The 21,508-nt window shown below is 73.1% G+C and carries 16 protein-coding genes; 12 read left to right on the top strand and 4 right to left on the bottom strand.

What is annotated here, in order from left to right:
- Positions 1–61: 61 nt before the first annotated feature.
- Both M0638_RS19720 and M0638_RS19725 read left to right on the top strand, forming a co-directional pair.
- The gene (locus M0638_RS19720; RefSeq protein ID WP_248668722.1) at positions 62–1,183 is read left to right on the top strand and encodes a TRAP transporter substrate-binding protein; all 1,122 of its coding nucleotides are present in this window, start codon (positions 62–64) and stop codon (positions 1,181–1,183) included.
- A 145-nt stretch (positions 1,184–1,328) separates the two neighbouring features.
- Positions 1,329–1,961 (top strand): HdeD family acid-resistance protein, encoded by a 633-nt coding sequence (locus tag M0638_RS19725; RefSeq protein WP_248668723.1) that lies wholly within the window; start codon positions 1,329–1,331, stop codon positions 1,959–1,961.
- A 104-nt stretch (positions 1,962–2,065) separates the two neighbouring features.
- Here M0638_RS19725 and M0638_RS19730 read toward each other — a convergent pair whose 3' ends face one another.
- The gene (locus M0638_RS19730; protein WP_248668724.1) at positions 2,066–3,142 is read right to left on the bottom strand and encodes a LysR family transcriptional regulator; all 1,077 of its coding nucleotides are present in this window, start codon (positions 3,140–3,142) and stop codon (positions 2,066–2,068) included.
- 139 nt (positions 3,143–3,281) lie between these two features.
- Here M0638_RS19730 and M0638_RS19735 point away from each other — a divergent pair, with 139 nt between their 5' ends.
- The 9 genes from M0638_RS19735 to M0638_RS19775 all read left to right on the top strand — a co-directional run bounded on the left by M0638_RS19735 (position 3,282) and on the right by M0638_RS19775 (position 15,267).
- Positions 3,282–3,821, top strand: a complete 540-nt coding sequence (locus M0638_RS19735) for a thiamine pyrophosphate-binding protein (protein ID WP_248668725.1) — start codon at positions 3,282–3,284, stop codon at positions 3,819–3,821.
- Positions 3,818–4,417: a thiamine pyrophosphate-dependent enzyme gene (locus tag M0638_RS19740; protein WP_248668726.1), complete on the top strand. Its 600-nt coding sequence runs from the start codon at positions 3,818–3,820 to the stop codon at positions 4,415–4,417. Before M0638_RS19735 ends, M0638_RS19740 begins: the two co-directional genes overlap by 4 nt.
- A gap of 229 nt (positions 4,418–4,646) precedes the next feature.
- Complete coding sequence (locus M0638_RS19745; RefSeq protein ID WP_248668727.1) at positions 4,647–6,134, top strand: aldehyde dehydrogenase; 1,488 nt, start codon at positions 4,647–4,649, stop codon at positions 6,132–6,134.
- Positions 6,135–6,204: 70 nt separating this feature from the next.
- Positions 6,205–7,206: a Bug family tripartite tricarboxylate transporter substrate binding protein gene (locus tag M0638_RS19750; protein ID WP_248668728.1), complete on the top strand. Its 1,002-nt coding sequence runs from the start codon at positions 6,205–6,207 to the stop codon at positions 7,204–7,206.
- A gap of 178 nt (positions 7,207–7,384) precedes the next feature.
- Positions 7,385–8,083, top strand: a complete 699-nt coding sequence (locus tag M0638_RS19755) for an alpha/beta fold hydrolase (protein ID WP_248668729.1) — start codon at positions 7,385–7,387, stop codon at positions 8,081–8,083.
- A 152-nt stretch (positions 8,084–8,235) separates the two neighbouring features.
- Positions 8,236–11,715 carry a pyruvate carboxylase gene (gene pyc / locus M0638_RS19760; protein ID WP_345893053.1) on the top strand — a complete coding sequence of 1,160 codons (3,480 nt, stop codon included), beginning with the start codon at positions 8,236–8,238 and terminating at the stop codon, positions 11,713–11,715.
- Positions 11,716–11,892: 177 nt separating this feature from the next.
- Positions 11,893–12,795: a DUF1932 domain-containing protein gene (locus M0638_RS19765; protein WP_248668731.1), complete on the top strand. Its 903-nt coding sequence runs from the start codon at positions 11,893–11,895 to the stop codon at positions 12,793–12,795.
- 194 nt (positions 12,796–12,989) lie between these two features.
- Positions 12,990–13,952, top strand: coding sequence for a tripartite tricarboxylate transporter substrate binding protein (locus tag M0638_RS19770; protein ID WP_248668732.1), 963 nt, complete (start codon positions 12,990–12,992; stop codon positions 13,950–13,952).
- A 91-nt stretch (positions 13,953–14,043) separates the two neighbouring features.
- Positions 14,044–15,267, top strand: a complete 1,224-nt coding sequence (locus tag M0638_RS19775) for an alpha-hydroxy acid oxidase (protein ID WP_248668733.1) — start codon at positions 14,044–14,046, stop codon at positions 15,265–15,267.
- A gap of 212 nt (positions 15,268–15,479) precedes the next feature.
- Here M0638_RS19775 and M0638_RS19780 read toward each other — a convergent pair whose 3' ends face one another.
- The 3 genes from M0638_RS19780 to M0638_RS19790 all read right to left on the bottom strand — a co-directional run bounded on the left by M0638_RS19780 (position 15,480) and on the right by M0638_RS19790 (position 20,128).
- Positions 15,480–17,069, bottom strand: coding sequence for an ABC transporter substrate-binding protein (locus M0638_RS19780; protein ID WP_248668734.1), 1,590 nt, complete (start codon positions 17,067–17,069; stop codon positions 15,480–15,482).
- Positions 17,070–17,255: 186 nt separating this feature from the next.
- Positions 17,256–19,445 (bottom strand): SF1B family DNA helicase RecD2, encoded by a 2,190-nt coding sequence (gene recD2 / locus M0638_RS19785; protein ID WP_248668735.1) that lies wholly within the window; start codon positions 19,443–19,445, stop codon positions 17,256–17,258.
- 245 nt (positions 19,446–19,690) lie between these two features.
- A complete protein-coding gene (locus M0638_RS19790; protein ID WP_248668736.1) occupies positions 19,691–20,128 on the bottom strand; it encodes a hypothetical protein in 438 nt (145 codons plus the stop codon).
- A 347-nt stretch (positions 20,129–20,475) separates the two neighbouring features.
- On the opposite strand from M0638_RS19790, the gene M0638_RS19795 reads away from it, so the two are divergent.
- Positions 20,476–21,408: an arginase family protein gene (locus M0638_RS19795; RefSeq protein ID WP_248668737.1), complete on the top strand. Its 933-nt coding sequence runs from the start codon at positions 20,476–20,478 to the stop codon at positions 21,406–21,408.
- Positions 21,409–21,508 lie beyond the last annotated feature (100 nt).

Raw genomic sequence — 21,508 nt, forward strand, 5'->3', positions numbered from 1 at the left:
GCCGATTCGGGGACCCCAGGCCCAGCCCGGGCCCGCGCGGCGGCCGGGAGGACACCAGAAGATGGACCGACGACTTTTCCTCAACCGTGCGGCGCTGGCCGCCGGGGGTGGAGCGATGGGCGGCACCGCCGGGCTCGCGGCACCCGCCGTCGCGCAGGGCGTTGCCGGCAGCGGCCAGCCGGAGCTGCGCTGGCGCCTGACCTCGAGCTACCCCAAGAGCCTCGACGCCATCCACGGCGCGGGCGAGGTGTTCGCGCGCCACGTCGCCGAGATCACCGACGGCCGCTTCCAGATCCGCGTCTTCGCCGCCGGCGAGATCGCCCCGCCGCTGCAGGGCCTCGACGCGGTGCAGGCCGGCACGGTGGAGATGGCCTACTCCACCAGCTTCTTCTACACCGGCAAGAACGAGGCCTTCGCCTTCGCCACCGGCCTGCCCTTCGGCATGAACACGCGCCAGCAGGCGGCGTGGATGTACGAGGGCGGCGGCATCGACCTGCTCAACGAGTTCCACCGGCAGTACAACGTGTACGCCCTGCCGCTCGGCAGCACCGGCGCGCAGATGGGCGGCTGGTTCCGGCGCGAGGTGAACAGGCCGGAGGACTTCCAGGGCCTCAAGATGCGCATCGGCGGCATCGGCGGGCAGGTGGTGCAGAAGCTCGGCGGCGTGCCGCAGCAGCTCGCGGGCGGCGACATCTACCCGGCGCTGGAGCGCGGCACGATCGACGCCGTGGAATGGCTCGGCCCCTACGACGACGAGAAGCTGGGCTTCCAGCGCGTGGCGCGCTTCTACTACTACCCGGCCTGGTGGGAAGGGGCGGCGATGACGCACCTCTTCGTCAACCTCGACCAGTGGAATTCGCTGCCCGCCAGCTACCGCGCCGCGATCCGCGTCGCCTCCGAGGCCTCGACGCAGTGGATGGTGGCCCGCTACGACGCGCGCAACCCGGACGCGCTGCGCCGCCTCGTCTCGCAGGGCGCGCAGCTCCGGCCCTTCTCGCGCGAGGTGATGGACGCCTGCTACCGCGCCTCGCAGGAGATCATCGACGGCATCGCCGCCCGCAACGCCGACTTCAGGCGCATCTACGAGCCCTGGTCAAAGGCGCGCGACGACATGCGGCTTTGGTTCCGCGTTGCGGAACAATCCTTCGACAACTACGTCTCATCCGTCTCGGCGCGCCGCTGAGCCCGGCGACCGCCTTCGGTCGGCGGGGGCCGCCGCCGGTCGTGGGCGGCCGACCGGCCCCGGGGGGCGCGTTGCGCGCCCCGGCGATCGGGCGCCACAGGAGGAGTTCGGATGAGCGCATCTGGTCAGGACGCCCGCCCCCCCCATGCCGATGCCGCCGGGGCCGCCGGCCCGCCCCGGCGAGCCCGGCTTTCCCGGCATCGCCCCCGGCATCCCGGAGGCGCTGAGCGCGCTGCTGGTCCGCAACTGGTGGGCCGTGGCGCTGCGCGGCGCGGTCGCGGTGCTGTTCGGCATCGTCGCGCTGCTGATGCCGGTGGCGACGCTGCTCTCGCTCGCCCTGCTCTTCGCCGCCTATCTGGTCATCGAGGGCGTGCTGGGCATCATCATGGCCGCGCGCTCGGCGCATGACGGGCGCCGCTGGGGCATGCTGCTGCTGGAGGGCCTGTTCACCCTCGCGGCCGGCATCCTCATCGCGCTGATCCCGGGCGGGGCGGTGCTGAGCTTCGTGCTGCTGACCGCCGCCTGGGCGATCATCTCGGGCGGGCTGATGCTCGCCGCCGCCTTCCGGCTGCACCTCGACCACGGGCGCTGGTGGCTGGCGCTGGGCGGCCTGCTCTCGATCGTCTGGGGCGTGCTGCTGGTGATCGCGCCGGTGATCGGCGCGGTGGTGCTGACCTGGTGGCTCGGCGCCTACGCCATCGCCTTCGGCATCTCGCTGCTGGTGCTCGGCTTCCGGCTGCGCGGCCGGCACGTCGCGGAGGCGGCCCAGGGCGCCTGACGGGCCCGCGCGCCCGGGGAATCCGCGCCGCGGACCGCTCCGCGGCGTCGGGGAGCCGCGGCCGTCGGCCGGGACGGGCAGGCATCGGTGCCGCAGGTCGCCGACTACGGCCTCGCCGGCTTCCTGCCCGGATCCGCCCCGGAGATCGACGCGGAGCCGGAGCGTTCGGGGCGGCGGCGATGCAGGACTGCCCGCCCCCCGCCTGAGCGGCCGGATGGCGCATCCGGCACCGCCGGCGCGGCCGCCTCGGCATCAGGGGATTCCGCCAGCACGCGCCCGTCCCACATGCGGCTCGCCACCATCGCGCTCACCTCGTCCCGCAGCACCTGGCCGAACAGCCGGACGGCGGTCGAGCCCTGCCGTCCGAGCGGCAGGGCGACGACCAGCCGCCGCGAGAGGCGCGGCTCGGCGATCGGGGCCGCCCGCAGCAGGCCGGCCGCGACCTCGGCATGGACCGAGGGCAGCGGCAGGATCGTGCCGCCCAGGCCCCGCATCACCAGGCTCTTCTGGATCTGCAGCCCGTCCGCCTCGATCGCCACCTGCAGGGCGAGACCGTGCCGCAGCGCCTCCTTCTCCACGAGGACGCGCAGCCCGTGCTGCGGCCCCGGCAGCACCAGCCGGTGCGCGGCCACCTCGGCGAAGCGCACCGGCCGGCCCGCCTCCACCGGATCGGTGCACACGAAATGCAGGTTCTCCTCCAGCAGCGGCGAGAGTCGGATGTTGCCGGCCTGCTCCGGGCTGTACATGACGGCGATGTCGATCTCGCCGCCGTGCAGCCAGTCCAGCAGGTAGCCGCTGTAGGCCGTGACCACGCGCAGCGTGACGTCCGGGTGCAGCGCGAGGAAGCGCTCGATCAGCCGCGCGGCGAGCACGTCGCCCACGGTCGGCGGCATGCCGAAGGCCACGTGCCCGCGCACCGTGCCGCCCTGCTGCGTCAGGTCGGCGCGGGTCTCCTCCACCTGCCGCAGGATGCTGCCGGCACGCGCTCGCAGCAGCTCCCCCGCCGGGGTCAGCACCATGCCGCGGCCGTGCCGGGTGAAGAGCGCGACCTTCAGCTCCTCCTCCAGCAGCCGGATCTGCCGGCTGAGGGCGGGCTGGGCGATGCGCAGCCGTTCGGCCGCCCGGCTGAGGCTGCCGAGATCCGCCGTCTGCACGAAGGTGGTGAGCTGCCGCAGGTCCATGACCCATATAATATGACCTATATAATTCAGCTATAGCTGATCGAGAAACATTCTAATATCGCGATCTTCCGGCAACCATTACAAGGTCGCCCGGATGCCCCGCGGGGGCAGAGGCCGGTGGGGCGAAGGGAGGAGCAGCATGGTTTCCGACACGGCGGAGGGGCCGGGCCAGTCCTGGCGGCGGGACGTCTTCGACGTCCTCAAGGCGGCCGGCGTGAAGCACATCGTCTACGTGCCCGATGCGGGACACTCGACGGCGCTGCGGCTGGCCGAGGCGGATCCCGAGATCAATGCGGTGGTGCTGACCACCGAGGAGGAGGGCATCGGCTACCTCGCCGGCGCCTGGCTCGGCGGCGAGCGCGGCGCGCTGCTGATGCAGTCCTCCGGCGTCGGCAACTGCATCAACACGCTCGGCCTCGTGGCCTGCGCCCGGTTCCCGTTCCTGACCGTGGTGACGATGCGCGGCGACTGGGCCGAGTTCAACCAGTGGCAGAACCCGATGGGCCAGGCGACCGAGGCGGCGCTTCGCCTGATGGGGGTGATGACCTGGCGGGCGGACGACCCGAAGGACGTGGCGCCGCTGCTGCGGGGCGCGGCCACCATGGCCTTCGAGGGCGACGGCGCCTGCGCGGTGCTGCTCGGCCAGCGGCTGATCGGCGAGAAGGAGTGGGTGAAGTGAGCGCCATCAACGTCCCGGGCGGCACCCTGGAGCGACGCGGCGTCGTCGCCGACCTGCTGCGCGAGCGCGGCGACCTGATGGTCGTCACCGGCCTCGGCTCGCCCTCCTACGACGTGATGGCGGCGGGCGACCACGACCTCAACTACTACCTCTGGGCCGCCATGGGCAGTTCCATGACGGTGGGCCTCGGCCTCGCCATGGCGCAGCCGGACCGGCCGGTGCTGGTGGTGACGGGCGACGGCGAGTCGCTGATGGGCTTCGGGGCGCTGGCGACGATCGCGCTGCGCCGGCCGCGCAACCTCAGCATCGTCATCCTCGACAACGGCCATTTCGGCGAGACCGGGATGCAGCCGAGCCATGCCGGGCAGGGCATCGAGCTGACCCGCGTCGCCGAGGCCTGCGGCTTCCCCGTGGTGGACCTCGTCACCGAGCGGCAGGGCGTCGAGCCGCTGCGCCGGCGCATCCACGCGAAGGAGAGCCTGAACCTCGCCGTGGTGAAGATCGAGGCGGTGAACCTGCCCCGCGCCCTGCCGCCGCGCGACGGCGTCTACGTCAAGAACCGCTTCCGCGCGGCGCTGGGCTTCCGCCCGGCCTGACGGAGACCGGGGCGCGGTGCCTTCGGGCGCGGCGCCCCTTTCGGCGTGCCGGCGGCCGGGGCGTGCCGCAGAGCGCATCCAGGTGGGCGCATCCAGGGGGCGTACCCGAGGGGCGTGCCGGATGCGGCCGGCGTCACGAACCCGGCCTATTCGTGTGTCCGGCCGCGGGCCGGAACGGCCGGGCGATGCGCGCGGCCGCGCCAGCCGGGCCAATCGAGGGAGCAACGTCATGACGGAACTGGTACGCTACCTGAACACGGTCGATGGCCGCCGCCGCGCGGCCGCGGACGGCCAGTGGATCGTCTCCCAGAACCCCTTCACCGGCGAGGCCTGGGCCGAGGTGCCGCGCGGCACGAAGGCCGATGCGGACGAGGCGGTGGCCGCCGCGCACCGCGCCTTCACCGGCGGCGCCTGGCCGGCGCTGAGCGCCACGGCGCGCGGCAAGCTGCTGCGTCGCCTCGGCGACCTGATCGCGCGCGACGCCGACAAGCTCGCCGCCATCGAGGTGCGCGACAACGGCAAGCTGCTGGCCGAGATGGGCGGGCAGCTCCGCTACATCCCCGAGTGGTTCCACTATTACGGCGGCCTCGCGGACAAGATCGAGGGCGGCGTCCTGCCGATGGACAAGCCCGAGATGTTCGCCTTCACCAAGCACGAGCCGCTCGGCGTGGTGGTGGCGATCACGCCCTGGAACTCGCCGCTGCTGCTGCTCGCCTGGAAGCTGGCGCCGGCGCTGGCGGCGGGCTGCACCGTGGTCATCAAGCCCTCCGAGTTCACCTCCTGCTCCACCCTCGCCTTCGTCGAGCTGATCGAGGAGGCGGGCTTCCCGCCGGGCGTGGTCAACACCGTCACCGGCTACGGCAGCGAGCTGGGTGCGGCGCTGACCGAGCACCCGCTGGTCGCCAAGGTCGCCTTCACCGGCGGCGACGCGACGGGCGCCGCGGTGTACGGCGCCGCCGCGAAGGGCCTCAAGCACGTCACGCTGGAGCTGGGCGGCAAGTCGCCCAACATCGTCTTCGACGACGCCAATCTCGACGATGCGGTGAAGGGCGCCATCTCCGGCATCTTCGCCGCCTCCGGGCAGACCTGCATCGCCGGTTCCCGCCTGCTGGTGCAGCGCTCGGTCTACGAGGAGGTGGCGGGCCGCGTCGCGGCCTTCGCCGGCACCGCGAAGCTCGGTGATCCGATGCGGTCGGAGACCCAGGTCGGGCCGATCACCACCCTGCCGCAGCGCGACAAGGTGCTCTCCTACATCGACGTGGCGCGCAACGAGGGGGCGCGCTGCCTGCTCGGCGGCGGGCGGCCCGGGGCGCCGGAGCTGGCGCGCGGCTGGTTCGTGGAGCCGACCATCTTCGCCGACGTGACCAACGGGATGCGCATCGCGCGCGAGGAGGTGTTCGGCCCCGTGCTGTCCATCATCCCCTTCGAGGACGAGGCGCACGCGGTCGAGATCGCCAACGACACCATCTACGGCCTCGCGGCGGGCGTGTGGACCGGCAGCTCCCGGCGTGCCTTCCTGATGGCGGACCGGCTGCAGGCCGGCACGGTGTGGGTGAACACCTACCGCGCCGTCAGCTTCATGGCGCCCTTCGGCGGCTACAAGCGCAGCGGCATCGGGCGCGAGAGCGGGCAGGAGGCGATCCGCGAATACCTCCAGACCAAGACGGTCTGGATGAACCTTGCGGAAGGCGTGCCCAACCCGTTCGTGCTGCGGTAGCGCGCGACGGCCGCCCGGGGCAGGGCGACGCCGAGAGATCGGCCCCGAAGCAACGAACACCGGAGGAACCATGTCCAGGATCGGACGCCGTACCCTGCTCAAGGCCGCCGCCTCGGCCGGCCTCGCGCCCGCTCTCGTCACGCCTGCTCTCGTCACGCCTGCTTTGGCGGCGGGCTGGCCGAGCCAGCCGGTGCGGCTCGTCTGCCCCTTCGCGGCCGGCGGGCCGACCGACGTGGCGGCGCGGATCGTGGCCGAGGGCCTGACGCCGGCGCTGTCGCAGCGCGTGATCGTCGAGAACCGCACCGGCGCCGGCGTGGTGGTGGGCACCGAGGCGGTGGCGAAGGCGCGCGACGGCCACACCTTCCTCTACACCACCATCGCGCACGCGGTGCTGCGGCCGCTGTTCCGCAACCTCAGCTTCGATCCCGACGCCGATTTCGTCCCCGTCGCCCTGATCGGCGTGATCCCCATGCTGCTCCAGGTGAACGACGACCTGCCGGCGCGCAGCCTGCCGGAGCTGATCGCGCTGTTCCGGACGCATCCCGGCGAGTTCAACTACGGCAGCTCCGGCGCGGGCGGCGCCGTGCATCTCGCGACCGAGCTGTTCTTGCGCCAAGCCGGCGGGCTGCGGGTCAACCACATTCCCTACCGGGGCGCGGCGCCGGCCATGCCGGACCTGCTGAACGGCTCGCTGGCCATGTTCCTCAACGTCGCCTCGGACGGCATCGTCAGCGTCCAGCGCGGCAACACCAGGGGACTGGCCATCAGCGGCACGCACCGCATCCCGCAGCTCCCGGATGTCCCGACCTTCGCCGAGGGCGGCCTGCCGGACTACGAGGCCTACACCTGGCACATGATCCTCGCCCCCGCCGGCACGCCGCCCGAGGTGGTGCAGGCGGTGAGCGCGGGCGTGAACCGCACCATCGCCGGCGGCCAGGCGAAGCAGCGCCTGGAGGAGCAGGCGATGGAGCTGCGCCCCGCCGGCACGCCCGCCACCGCCGCCGCCTGGCTGCGGGCCGAGACGGCGAAGTGGGCCGAGGTGATCCGCGCCGCCGGCCTGCAGCCCCAGTGACGGAAGGGCCGTGATGCCGGGCCGGTGACCCGGCTGGCGGCCCGGGCCGGCTGCCTGCCGGTCGGCCCGCCCGCGCATGGCCGGTGTGGCGGTCATGCGTGAAAGGGGAAATCATGCGGACCGGCACCGGGGCGGCTCGTCCGACCCGGCGACGGTGGCGACGACGGTGAGGATGACGATGGACGATGACCACTTCCTGCTGCTGCTGCCCGGGCTGCTCTGCGACGCGGCGCTCTGGCGGCACCAGCTTTCGGCGCTCGCGGATCTCGTCTATCCCACGGTCGCCGACCTGACGCGCGACGACAGCGTCGCCGCGATGGCCGCGCGCGCCCTCGCCGCGGCGCCGCCGCGCTTCGCCCTGGCCGCGCTGTCGATGGGCGGCTACGTCGCCTTCGAGATCATGCGGCAGGCGCCGGAGCGCGTGACGCGGCTGGCCCTGCTCGACACCAGCGCCGCCCCGGACAGCCAGGAACGGGCGTCGCAGCGCCACGCGGCGATGGAGTCCCTGAAGATCGGCCGCTTCGCCGGCGTCACCAGCCGGATGCTGCCGCAGCTCGTCCATGAACGGCACGTCGAGGGGCCGGTCGGCACCGAGGTGCGCGCCATGGCGGCGCGCGTCGGGTCGGAAGCGTTCCTGCGGCAGCAGCGGGCCATCCTGGGCCGGCCGGACTCGCGGCCCCTGCTGCCCGGCATCGCCGTGCCGACGCTGGTGGCGGTGGGCGACGCGGACGTGCTGACCCCGCCCGCGGAGGCGGCGGAGATCCGCGACGGCATCGGCGGCGCCGCCTTCCACCTGTTCCCGGGCTGCGGCCACCTGCCGCCGCTCGAGAGCCCCGACGAGACCAGCGCGCTGCTGCGCCACTGGCTGACCGACTGAGGGACGCTCCGTGTCCCCGTGGCGCCGACGCCCTTGACGGCGGGGTGCTGCGGGCGCGGTCATTCGTATTGAATCAGGATCGATCGGAGGCGGCCGCGGCCCGGCGTGCGAGCAAGGGACGCGGCGGGATTACGACCCGCGAGGAGGAAGGTGTGCAAGGCAGGATCAGTCGGATCATGGTCGCCAACCGCTCGGAGATCGCGATCCGCGTCTTCCGGGCGGCGGCCGAGATGGGCATCCGGACGGTCGCGATCTACGCGGCGGAGGACAAGCTCTCGCTGCATCGCTTCAAGGCGGACGAGGCCTACCTGATCGGCCAGGGCAGGGGGCCGCTCGCCGCCTACCTCTCGATCGAGGAGGTGGTTCGCGCGGCGCGGCAGGCCGGGGTGGACGCGATCCATCCCGGCTACGGCTTCCTCTCCGAGAGCCCGGAATTCGCCGAGGCCTGCGCCGAGGCCGGCATCATCTTCATCGGCCCGCGCCCGGACACGATGCGCACGCTGGGCAACAAGGTGGCGGCGCGCAACCTCGCCATCTCGGTCGGCGTGCCGGTGATGCCCGCGACCGACCCGCTGCCCGACGACCCGGAGGAGGTGAAGCGCCTCGCCGCCGCGATCGGCTATCCGGTGATGCTAAAGGCCTCCTGGGGCGGCGGCGGCCGCGGCATGCGGCCGATCGAGCGCGAGGAGGAGCTGCTCGGCGCGGTGGAATCCGCCCGGCGCGAGGCGAAGTCCGCCTTCGGCAAGGACGAGGTGTACCTGGAGAAGCTGGTGCGGCGCGCCCGGCACGTCGAGGTGCAGCTGCTCGGCGACTCGCACGGCAACCTCGTCCACCTGTTCGAGCGCGACTGCTCGATCCAGCGCCGGCACCAGAAGGTGGTGGAGCGGGCGCCGGCCCCCTATCTCGACGAGGCGACGCGCGCGGCGCTGTGCGAGGCGGCGCTCAGGATCGGCCGCGCGACCCGCTACCAGGGCGCCGGCACGGTCGAGTTCCTGATGGACGCCGACACCGGCGCCTTCTACTTCATCGAGGTCAACCCGCGCATCCAGGTCGAGCACACCGTCACCGAGGTCGTCACCGGGCTCGACATCGTCAAGGCGCAGATCCGCATCGCCGAGGGCGGCCGTCTCGGCGTGCTGGAGGAGACCGGCATCCCGCCGCAGGACCGCATCACGCTGGACGGCCACGCCCTGCAGTGCCGCATCACGACGGAGAACCCCGAGAACGGCTTCGTCCCCGACTACGGCCGCATCACCGCCTATCGCGGCGCCTTCGGCTTCGGCATCCGCGTCGACGGCGGCACCGCCTATTCCGGCGCGGTGGTGACGCGCTTCTACGACCCGATGCTGGAGAAGGTCACGGCCTGGGCGCCCACGCCGCAGGAGGCGATCGCGCGCATGGACCGGGCGCTGCGCGAGTACCGGATCCGGGGGGTGGCGACCAACCTGCCCTTCCTCGAAGCGATCATGACCCACCCGAAATTCCGGGCCGACGACTACACCACGCGCTTCATCGACGAGACGCCGGAGCTGTTCCAGACCGGCCGGCGGCAGGACCGCGCCACGCGGCTGCTGACCTACGTCGCCGACGTCACGGTGAACGGCCACCCCGAGGTGAAGGGCCGGCCGAAGCCGCCCGCGCATGCGCGCGTGCCGGTCGCGCCGCAATTCGCGCCCGCCTCCCTGGCGCTGGAGGCACCGGACGGAAGCCGCTTCCCCGGCACCAGGCCGCTGCTCGACGCGATCGGCCCCGTCGCCTTCGGCGCCTGGATGCGCGACCAGAAGCGGCTGCTGCTGACCGACACCACCATGCGCGACGCGCACCAGTCGCTGCTGGCCACGCGCTTCCGCACCCACGACATCGCCGGCGTCGCCGAGGCCTATGCGGAGGGGCTGCCGCAGCTCCTCTCGGTGGAATGCTGGGGCGGCGCCACCTTCGACGTCGCGATGCGCTTCCTCAACGAGGACCCGTGGGAGCGGCTGGCGCTGCTGCGCGCCCGCATGCCGAACCTGCTGCTGCAGATGCTGCTGCGCGGCGCCAACGGCGTCGGCTACACCAACTATCCGGACAACGTGGTCCGCCACTTCATCGCCGAGGCCGCGAAGGGCGGCATCGACCTGTTCCGCGTGTTCGACTGCCTGAACTGGGTGGAGAACATGCGCGTCGCCATCGACGCGGTGTGCGAGCAGGGCAAGCTGGCCGAGGGCGCCATCTGCTACGCCGGCGACATCCAGGACCCGGACCGGGCGAAGTACTCGCTTTCCTACTACGTCGACATGGCGAAGGCGCTGGAGAAGGCGGGCTGCCACATCCTGGCGATCAAGGACATGGGCGGGCTGCTGCGCCCCTCGGCGGCGCGGGTGCTGGTGAAGGCGCTGCGCGAGGCGGTGGGGCTGCCGGTCCATCTGCACACCCACGACACCTCCGGCATCTCCGCCGCGACCGTGCTGGCCGCGGTGGAGGCCGGGGTGGACGCGGCCGACGCGGCGATCGACGCGATGTCCGGCCAGACCTCGCAGCCCTGCCTCGGCTCGCTGGTCGAGGCGCTGCGCCACGACGGGCGGGCGACGGGCCTCGACCCGGACGCGATCCGGCGGATCAGCTTCTACTGGGAGGCGGCGCGGACCCAGTACGCGGCCTTCGAGAGCGACCTGAAGTCCGGCGCCTCCGAGGTCTACCTGCACGAGATGCCGGGCGGGCAGTTCACCAACCTCAAGGAGCAGGCGCGCTCGCTCGGGCTGGAGACGCGCTGGCACGAGGTGGCGCGCACCTACCGCGCCGCCAACGACCTGCTCGGCGACATCGTCAAGGTCACGCCTTCCTCCAAGGTGGTGGGCGACCTCGCGCTGATGATGGTCTCGCAGGAGCTGACGCCCGCGGACGTGCTCGACCCGGCGCGCGACATCACCTTCCCCGCCTCCGTCGTGGAGATGCTGCGCGGCGACATGGGCCAACCGCTCGGCGGCTGGCCGCCCGCCCTGCAGGCCAAGGTGCTGAAGGGCGAGGCGCCGATCACCGAGCGGCCCGGCGCGCTGATGCCGCCGGCCGACCTCGCCGCGGAGCGCGCGGCGGCCGAGGCGCGCTGCGGCCACGCGCTGGGCGATCGGGAATTCGCCTCCTACCTGATGTACCCGAAGGTGTTCGCGGATTTCGACGCGGCGGCGCGCAAGTACGGTCCGGTCTCGGCGCTGCCGACGCCGGTCTTCTTCTACGGCATGGCGGTGGGCGAGGAGATCCCGGTGGAGATCGAGCCGGGCAAGACGCTGGTCGTCCAGCTCCAGGCCATCGGCGAGGCGGACGAGGACGGGCTGGTGCCGGTCTTCTTCGAGCTGAACGGCCAGCCACGCCTGATCCGGATCCGCGACCGCTCCGCCGCCGTCACGACCGAGGCGGCGCGCAAGGCCGATGACGGCAACCCCGCCCATGTCGGCGCGCCGATGCCCGGCACCATCTCCACCATCGCGGTGCGCGAGGGCGACCCGGTGCGACCCGGCGACACGCTGCTCACGATCGAGGCGATGAAGATGGAGATGCGGATCCAGGCGACGCGGGATGGGGTGGTGGGCGAGATCACCACCCGCGTCGGCCGCGCCGTCGAGGCGAAGGATCTGCTGCTGGTCCTCAAGGAATGAGGGGGAGGCGGGGCATGGCGATCGGGGGCGTGGCGATCGGGCGAACGGTGCGCGCAGCCGGTTCGGCCTGCCGCGGCCGGCCGCGCGCCGTTCCTGCCGGCCGCCCCGGTCGAGGCCGGCCCGCGGCGGGATGGACCGGCGGTCGTATGGCGAAGCTCTCGAGAGGAGGAGATGTCGATGAGTGAGGGGCAGCAGTTCAGGTTCGGTCTCGTCGGCTATGGCGAGATCGGCAGCACGGTGGGTGCGGGCCTGCGCGGCGCCGGGCTGCGGTCCGTCGCCGCCTACGACAAGTACGCCTTCGACGGACCCTATGCCGAGCTCATCCAGGAGCGGGCCAGGCAGGCCGGTGTCCGGCTGGTCCGCTCGAACCAGGAGCTCGCGGATGCCGCGGACGTCATCATCAGCGTGACGCCGGGCTCCGCCTCCCTGGAGAGCGCCGCCGCGTTCGCTCCCTGCCTGAGCGGGCGCCACGTCTTCGCCGATTTCGCCTCCGCGACCCCGAAGATCAAGACGGGCGTCGCGGAGCGGCTGGCCGCGACCGGCGCCCTGCTCGGCGACGGCTCGATCGAGGGCACGCCGCTGCTCGGCTACTCCATGGGCATGCTGTCGAGCGGCCCCGCCGGCGAGCGCGTCCGGGACCTGCTGGTTCCCTGGGGAATGCAGATCGCCTTCGTCGGTCCGACGCTCGGCACCGCTTCCGGCATCAAGATCCTGCGCTCCGTGCTCATCAAGGGGATCGAGGCGCTGCACGACGAGATGCTGCTCGCCGCCCGCCGTTACGGAATCGCCGACACCGTGCTGGCCTCCGCGTCGAAGACCCTGGCGCGGCCGTGGATGGACACCGTCCACAGCCTCCTGCCGTCCGGCGCCATTCATGCCAAGCGGCGCGCCGAGGAGCTGGACATGTCGGCCGAGGCGGTCGCGGATGCCGGCATCGAGCCGCTCATGGCGCAGGCGATCGCCAAGCGCCTGCACTGGAAGGCGTCGCTCGGCCTCAAGGACCATTTCAACGGCGTCGTCCCCAGGGACTTCCAGGCGGCCCTCGACGCGATCGAGCAGAAGATGGCCGAGGGGAGCTAGGGCATTTCCAGGCCGGGCGTACTCGCCCGGCATCCCGGAAGATGCGCCGAGTCGAAGGCCGGAGCCGTTCCGGTCCGACCGTTCAGGTCGGAACGGCTCCGGCCGACCGATACGTTGCCGACCTGCCGGTCGGCCTTTTCGCCAGGAACCGTCAGGGCCGTCGCCGCATCGTCGGCGACGGATGAGGATCGCCCATGCACCGCCGTCACCTGCTTTCGACCTGCGCCTCCCTTTCCCTCGCTGCCTATGCGCGCCGCGCCGGCGCCGCCGACTACCCCGATCGGGCGATCGCCATGATCGTCGCATACCCGCCCGGCGGCGGCACCGACGTGGTCGCGCGGATGCTGGCGCGATACATGGCGGCTTCGCTCGGGCAGCCGGTGGTGGTGAACAACCGGGCCGGCGCGGGCGGCGAGATCGGCTTCACCGAACTCGCCCGGGCACGGCCGGACGGCTACACGATCGGCTTCATCAACACGCCCAACCTCGTCACCATCCCGATCGAGCGCCGCGCGCGCTACCGGCTGGAGGACTTCTCGCTGATCGCCAACGTGATCGACGATCCCGGCGGGTTCTTCGTGCTGGCGAACAGCCCGTTCCGCAGCCTCGCCGACCTCGTCGCGCATGCCCGCGCCAACCCGGAGGCGGTCACCTACGGCACCTCCGGAATCGGCTCGGACGACCATCTCGCCGCGCTGGCCTTCGAGCGGCAGGCCGGCGTCAAGCTCACCCATGTGCCCTTCTCCGGCGCCGCCACGGTACGCAACGCGCTGCTCGGCGGGCAGATCACCGTCGCCTCGCTCAACGTCTCCGAGGGCTTCGCCGACCTGCAGAGCGGCGCGGCGCGCGCCCTGGGCCAGATGAGCGAACGCCGCTGGGAGCAGGCGCCGGACGTGCCGACCTTCCGCGAGCAGGGCTTCGACATCCTGGAGGGCTCGATGCGCGGCGTCGGCGCGCCCGCCGGCCTGCCCGGGCCGGTGCTCGACCGGCTGTCCAACGCGGTGCGGGACGCGGTCGCGAACCCGGAATTCCGCCAGCTCGCGGCGCAGCAGGCACTGCCGCTGCGCTTCCTGGCCCCCGACGCCTTCAAGGCCGAGCTGGTCGCATTGCGCGAGCAGTACCAGAAGCTGTGGGCGGAGCATCCCTGGCGCGAATGAGCCGCGCGGCCCGGCTCCCGGCGGCTGCCGGACGGCGCCCGGTCGATCCCGCAACCTCACCGGCGCCAGCCGGCGGAAGACCCGAACCACCATGTCCATCAACGTGAGTCCGCCCAAGCCGTCGCGCCGCCTCGGGCGCATCCTGTCGCTGGACGACTTTGCCGCCGCCGCGCGGCGGCACCTGCCGCGGCCGGTCTTCGCCTATGTCTCGGGCGGCGTGGAGACGGACAGCTCGCTCCGCGCCAACCGCGACGCCTTCGCGGCGCTGTCCTTCCGGCCCGGCGTGCTGACGGACGTCTCCGGGCGCAGCACCGCCACGCCCCTGTTCGGCCAGGAGTACGCGGCCCCGTTCGGCATCGCGCCGATGGGGCTGAGCGCGCTGGTCGCCTATCGGGGCGACCTCGTGCTGGCGCAGGCCGCGGCCGCCATGAACATCCCCATGATCATGAGCGGCTCCTCGCTGATCCGGCTGGAGGAGATCGTCGAGGTCAATCCACGGGCCTGGTTCCAGGCCTACCTGCCGCCCGAGCCCGGGCGCATCGCGCGGCTGGTCGACCGCGTCGCGGCCGCCGGCTACGGGACCCTCGTCCTGACCGTGGACACGCCCGTCATGGCGAACCGCGAGAACAACATCCGGGCCGGCTTCTCGACGCCGCTGCGGCCGGGCGCGCGGCTGGCGTGGGACGGGCTGGTGCGGCCGCGCTGGACGCTCGGCACCTTCCTGCGCACGCTGGCGCGGCACGGCATGCCGCACTTCGAGAATTCCTACGCCGAGCGCGGCGCACCCATCGTGGCCCGCAACATCGTGCGCGAATTCGGCGCCCGCGACCATCTGAGCTGGGCGCATGTCGAGCAGGTCCGTCGCCGCTGGCAGGGGCGGCTGGTCGTCAAGGGGATCCTGCGCGGCGACGATGCGCGCCGGGCCCGCGACGGCGGCGCGGACGGGATCATCGTCTCCAACCATGGCGGCCGGCAGCTCGACGGCACGGTGGCGCCGTTGCGCGTCCTACCGGAGGTCGTGGCGGCGGTCGGCGGCGCGGTGCCCGTGATGCTGGACAGCGGCATCCGACGCGGCACCGACATCCTCAAGGCCCTGGCGCTCGGGGCGTGCTTCGTCTTCGTCGGGCGGCCTTTCGCCTACGCCGCCGCCATCGGCGGCCTGGCCGGGGTGCGCCACGGCATCGACCTGCTGACGACCGAGGTCAGCCGCGACATGGCGATGCTCGGCATCAATTCCGTCGCGGAGATGGGCATGGACCGTCTCGTCACCCGGGATCGCTTCTTCACGGCATCGCCGCAGCCGGCCTTCGCCTGAAGGTCGGGCCCGCCGCCCTGGCCATCACGGGCGCGGCGCTGATCGCGGCGCACGAGACGGCCGGCAGGCCGCTGGAGGAGTGAGCTTCCGGCCGGGTCGTCCCTTCGCGGGGCGGTCCGGCCGGCCCCTGCGCCCGCCGCGCCACCGCGACGGCCACCCCGTCCGGCGGCGCGGGAGCGCCGGGGCCCGCGCAGGCGGCCACCCGGCGCCTCCTACCCCTTCCCGACGTTCCAGTAGGCCGTGATCGGTGCCCGGAACGTGCCCGTCACGTTCTGCCGCCAGGCGGAGGGCTGCCAGTAGAAGCCGAGCGGGACGTAGGGCAGGACCTCGAAGGCACGGAGCTGGATCGCCTCGGCGAGTTGCTTCTGCGCGGCCGCGTCCGGCGCGTCGAACCACTCGCTGCGCAGGCGCTCGATCGTCGGGTCGTCGGGCCAGCCGAACCAGGCGTTGCGGCCGTTGGCGCGGACATACTGGTGAATGGCCGGATTCAGCACGTCGCTGCCGGCCCAGGTGGTGTGGATCACGCTCCAGCCGCCGCGTTCCACCGGCTCGCGGCTGACCCGGCGCTGGATCACCGTGCCCCAGTCGGTCGAGACCAGCTCCAGGTTGAAGCCCAGGCGCTGCAGCAGGTCGGCCGTCACCAGGGACAAGGCGTTGATCTGCGGATAGTCGGCCGGCGCCATCAGCACGACCTTCTCGCCCCTGTAGCCGGTGCGGGCCAGCGCCGCCCTGCCGCGCTCGACGCTGCGGGTGCGCAGGATGGCGTTGCCGGCCTCGGTCGCGAGCGGCGAGTGGCAGGTGTAGAAGCCCTCGCAGACCTCCCAGCCGCCCGGCTCGTCGCCGGCCACGGCACGCAGGTAGTCCCGCTGGTCCACCGCCATGGCGAGGGCCCGGCGCACGGCCGGGTCGTCGAAGGGCGGCTGGATGTGGTTCATGCGCAGGCAGCCATAGGTGCCCTGGCTGAGCCGCTGCGCCACCACCACGCCCCGGCTGCCCCGCAGCAGCGGCAGCAGGTCGTGCAGCGGATATTCCCAGTAGTCCTGCTCGCCCGCGATCAGCGCGTTGGCCGCCGTGGCGGGATCGGTCTGGATCGACCATTCCACGCGGCTCACCCGCGCCTGCTTGCCGCCGGCCGTGCCGGAGACCGGCTCCTGACGCGGCACGTAGCCGTCGAACCTGGCCCAGACGGCACGGGAGCCGGGGTTCCATTCATCCCGCAGGAAGCGGAAGGGGCCGGAGCCGGTGGGATCGGCCACCTGCTGGAACGGGTCTGTGGCGGCCAGCCGCGCCGGCATGATGAAGAGCGGCGAGGGGCTCGCCTTGCCGAGGGCGGCGAGCAGCGTCGGAAAGGGCAGCTTCAGGCGCAGCTCGAAGCGCCGGTCGTCCAGCGCCGTCAGCGAGTCGGTGCGGGCGGCGAGGAGCTGCGCCACCGTGTCGCGCACCCACCAGCGGCGGATCGAGGCGACGCAGTCGCGGGCCAGCACCTTCTCGCCGTCATGGAAGCGCAGGCCTTCGCGCAGGGTGAAGACCCAGCGTTTCCCGTCATCCTCCGTGGTCCAGCCTTCCACCATCTGCGGCCGCGGCGTGAAGCCCTCGTCCATCGCGACGAGCTGGTCGTAGACCATGTAGGCATGCACGCGCGTGACGACCGCCGTGGTCCAGACCGGGTCGAGGCTGGTGAGGTTGGCCTGCGGCACCACGCGCAGGGTGCGGGCGGCGGCCCCCTGCGCCAGGGCGGGAGTGCCGGGCATTGCCGCGAGGGGGGTGGCGGCAAGCCCGCCGAGCACGCTGCGACGTCGCATTCAGCCCTCCTGAACCCCACCCCGGCGGTGCCGATGCCGGCAGGTGGCGGTTGATGCCGCCCGACCTTTCCCCCCCTTCTTCATGCCTGGCGTCGTGGCGGCGATAAGAGCCCGTTTGACCGGGGCGGAGAAGGCCCATCCCGCCGCCGCTTCGGCCGGCGGGACGGCCCGCCCGCCGAACTCCCTTCAGCGGCCCGGATTCGCCAGCCACTCCCGCAGCTTCGACCACCTGAACCGCGCATCCCCGTTCCTGACCGCCAGCCCCAGCGCCCGCTTCTGCCCGACCAGCACCACCAGCCTCTTCCCGCGCGTGACGCCCGTGTAGAGCAGGTTGCGCTGGAGCATCGCGTAGTGCTGGGTGACGAGCGGGATCACCACGGCCGGGTATTCCGAGCCCTGCGACTTGTGGATGGTGGTGGCGTAGGCGAGGGAGAGCTCGTCCAGCTCGCCGAAGGCGTAGACCACCTCGCGGCCGTCGAAGCTGACGGCGAGCTCGCCCTCGTCCGGGTCGATCCGGGTGATGACGCCGAGATCGCCGTTGTAGACCTCGCGGTCGTAGTCGTTCTCGGTCTGCATCACCTTGTCGCCGGGGGCGTAGGTCCAGCCGAAGCGTTCGATGCGGGGCTCGCCGGACGGGTTGAGCGCGCGCTGCAATTCCGCGTTGAGGGAGCGGGCGCCGAGGCCGCCGCGGTTCATCGGGCAGAGCACCTGGATGTCGCGCACCGGGTCGAGGCCGAAGCGGGCGGGGATGCGCTCGCGGACCATGGTGAGGAGCAGGGTGAGGGCGTCCTCGGGCTCGGCGGCCTCGACGAAGAAGAAGTCGGAATCCGGGGTGGCGGCGAGCTCGGGCATGCGGCCCTGGTTGATGCGGTGGGCGTTGGTGACGACGCGGCTGGTGGCGGCCTGGCGGAAGACCTCGGTGAGCCGGACGGTGGGGATGGTGCCCGCGTTGATGATGTCGGCCAGCACCTGGCCGGGGCCGACGCTGGGAAGCTGGTCCATGTCGCCGACCAGGAGCAGCGCGGCGTGGTCGGGCAGGGCGCGCAGCAGCGCGCGCATCAGCGGGACGTCGACCATGCTGGTCTCGTCCACCACGAGCAGGTCGCAGGCGAGCGGGCTCTGCTCGTTGCGGCGGAAGCCGCCGGTCTTCGCATCCGTTTCCAGCAGGCGGTGGATGGTGCGGGCCTCGAGGCCGGTGCTTTCCGAGAGGCGCTTGGCGGCGCGGCCGGTGGGGGCGCAGAGCGCGACCTCGACCTTCTTGGCGGCGAGGATGCGCAGGATCGAATTCACCAGCGCGGTCTTGCCGACACCGGGGCCGCCGGTGACGACGAGGCAGCGCGTGCGCAGCGCGAGGCGGACGGCCTCGCGCTGGCTCCCGGCGAGGGCGAGGCCGGTGCGGGATTCGACCCAGGGGAGGGCCTTGTCGGCATCGATCATGGGCCAGGGCGGCGCGGTGACGGCGAGGCGGCGCAGGCGCTCGGCGATCTCCTGCTCGGCGCGGTAGAGGCCGGCGAGGAAGACGCAGGGGCGGTCGGCGAGCGTGTCGGCGATCAGCTCGCCGGAATCGAGTTCGAGGCGCAGCGCGGGCTCGATGGCGGGGGGCGGGATCTCGATGAGGGTGGCGGTCTGTTCGAGCAGCTCGTCGCGGGGCAGGCCGCAATGGCCCTGGTCCATGGCCTCGGCCAGCGCGAAGGAGAGGCCGGCGCGCAGGCGGATCTCCGCGTCGGGCGGGATGCCGAGGCGGCGGGCGATCTGGTCGGCGGTGCGGAAGCCGATGCCGCGTATGTCTCGCGCGAGGCGGTAGGGGTTCTCGGTGATCGTCGCGATGGCGGCGGCGCCGTAGGTGCGGTGGATGCGCACGGCGCGCGAGGTGCCGACGCCGTGCGCGTGCAGGAACAGCATGATCTCGCGCACCGCCTTCTGCTCGGCCCAGCCGGCGATGATGCGCGCCGCGCGCTTGGGGCCGATGCCGGCGACCTCGCGCAGGCGCTCGGGCTGCTGCTCGATCAGGTCGAACACGTTCTCGCCGAAGCCGGCGACGAGGCGCCTGGCGTAGACCGGGCCGATGCCACGGATCATGCCGGAGCCGAGGTAGCGCTCGATGCCCTCGATCGTGGTGGGGGGCATCGCCTTGAGGAAGGCGGCGCGGAATTGCAGGCCGTGGCTGCGGTCGTTCACCCAGGCGCCGCTGGCCTGCACGAACTCGCCGGCGGCGATGGCGGCGGCGTGGCCGACCAGGGTGACGACGTCCCGGTGGCCGCGCGCCTTGAGCCGCAGCACGCAGAAGCCGGTTTCCGGGCTGTGGAAGGTGACGCGCTCGACGAGGCCGGCGAGGGCCTCGGCGGGTGGGGCCTGGGCCGATGGGGCCTGGGCCAATGGAGGATGGGCGGGTGGGGGCGGCACCGGCGGGGCGTGGGTTCAGGCGGGGCGGGCGGCGCCTGGGCCGGGGCGGGCGGCGAAGCGGGAGGGCTGGGTGCGGCGCGGCGCCGGCAGGCGCGGCGCGGCGCGGCCGGCCGTGCCGGGGAGGCGGCCCGACGGGCGGGCGCGATGGCGCCGCCGGGCGGGGCATGCCGCTGCCACGCCCGGGCGGCCCGGGGTGGCGGCGGTTACGGCCCGGCGCATCACTTCATGCGGCCGCGCCGCTCCGCCCCGGCATTGCTCCAGCGCGGCGTGCGGGGCTGGCTGGTGCGGCGCTTGATCATGCGCACCTTGCTGCCTTCGTTGCCGCCGCTCGCCTCGACCTCGGCGAGCAGGTCGGCGGCGGCCTCGGCCTCGGCCTCGGCCGCCTCGGCGCGCGGCGAGGGTTCCGGCGCGAAGGCCGGCGGGGCCTCGGCCGCGTTGCGGGCGGTGGTCCGGTGCGGCGCGGCGGCGAGGATCGCCGACAGCGTGCCGTGGGTCTCGTAGAAGCCGCTGCCGTGGCGGGTGATGAGGCAGGGGCGGCCGTCGACGGAGAAGATGCGGCGCTGCATGGTCAGGCGCGCGATCTGGTCGTCGGTCGCGGGAAGCATGACGCAGCCGCACGCCTCTGCGGCACCGCGCTGCTCGGGGCTGAGTTCCAACGTGTTGTTCCTGGGTCGGAGAGAGGCGGCATGGCCGCCCGGTGGGCGGGACGTGGACGCCGCCCGGCCATTCACTTCTAGGGCCATCGCCGGCCCGCTCCAAGCGATTCCGGGCGCGGAGGGCCCATGCGGTGACGGCGCGGGTGGGGCAGGGAACCCGGAACGGGCCGGCACGTCGAAGCAGCCATCGTTGCCGGCCGGGATGGACCGTCCGGGTTCCGGCCCCCTCCCGCGGGGGGGGGGACCGACCGGGGCGGGCCGTTCCCGACCGGCGCCGTCCGCGGTGGGCGGGTCGAAGGGGCCGGGTGCCCCGGCCGGCGGAGCGAACCAGCAGGAGCCTTGCGGACATGACCGAGCCGACGCCTCGACCCTCCTTCGCGCGCATGCCGACGCGGCGCCTCGACGAGCTCGACGGCGTCGCGGTCGCCGTGCTCGGCGCGTCGCACGCCTCTCCCTACGCGGCCGGGCAGTCCAGCCATTCCGCCGGGGCGCCGGGCGCGCTGCGCCGGGCCACGGAGAGCTGGGCCTACCAGCTCCAGCAACTCGACTTCGACCTCGGCGCGACGCTGGTGGGGAAGGAGGCCGGCACGCGCGGCATCGTCGACTGCGGCGACGTGGAGACCGACCCGTCGGACGCCGAGGGGAACCGGGCGCGCATCGAGGCGGCGGTGCGGCAGGTGCTGGCGGCGGGCGCGGTGCCGGTGGTGATCGGCGGCGACGACTCCGTGCCGATCCCGGTGTTCCGCGCCTACGAGGGGCGCGGGCCGCTCACCATCCTCCAGGTGGACGCGCATGTGGACTGGGGCGACGCCATCAAGGGCAACCCCTACGGCTACGGCAGCACCATGCGCCGCGCGGCGGAGAATCCCTGGGTGACCGGGATGGTGCAGGTGGGCATACGCGGCCTCGGCAGCGGCACCGCCGACCAGACCGAGGATGCCCGGGGCTGGGGCTCGCGCATCGTCACGGCGCGCGAGGCGCGGCGGATGGGGATGGAGGCGGTCGCGGCGCTGCTGCCGGAAGGCGGCGACTGCCTGATCGCCGTGGACTTCGACGGGATGGACCCGGTGGTGATGCCCGCGGTGGCGATGCCGACGCCGGGCGGGCCGGGCTACGACGACATGCTCGACCTGTTCCACGCCGTGGCCGCGCGGTCGCGCATCGTCGGCGCCTGCTTCGTGGAATTCGTGCCGGAGAAGGACCCGGGCGGGCTCGCGGGACTGACGGCGGCGCGGCTGATCGCCGTCACGCTCGGGCTGATCCGCGGCGTCGGGCGCTGAGGAACGGCGCGGGGGGACGCCCTCGGGGCGGTGACCGGGCCGGCCGGTTCCCTGGGGACGGTCGGCGGCCGGTGTTCGGCCTGGCGGCCGGCCGGTGGCC

This window comes from Roseomonas acroporae (assembly GCF_023223525.1).
GTDB lineage: Bacteria > Pseudomonadota > Alphaproteobacteria > Acetobacterales > Acetobacteraceae > Roseomonas_E > Roseomonas_E acroporae.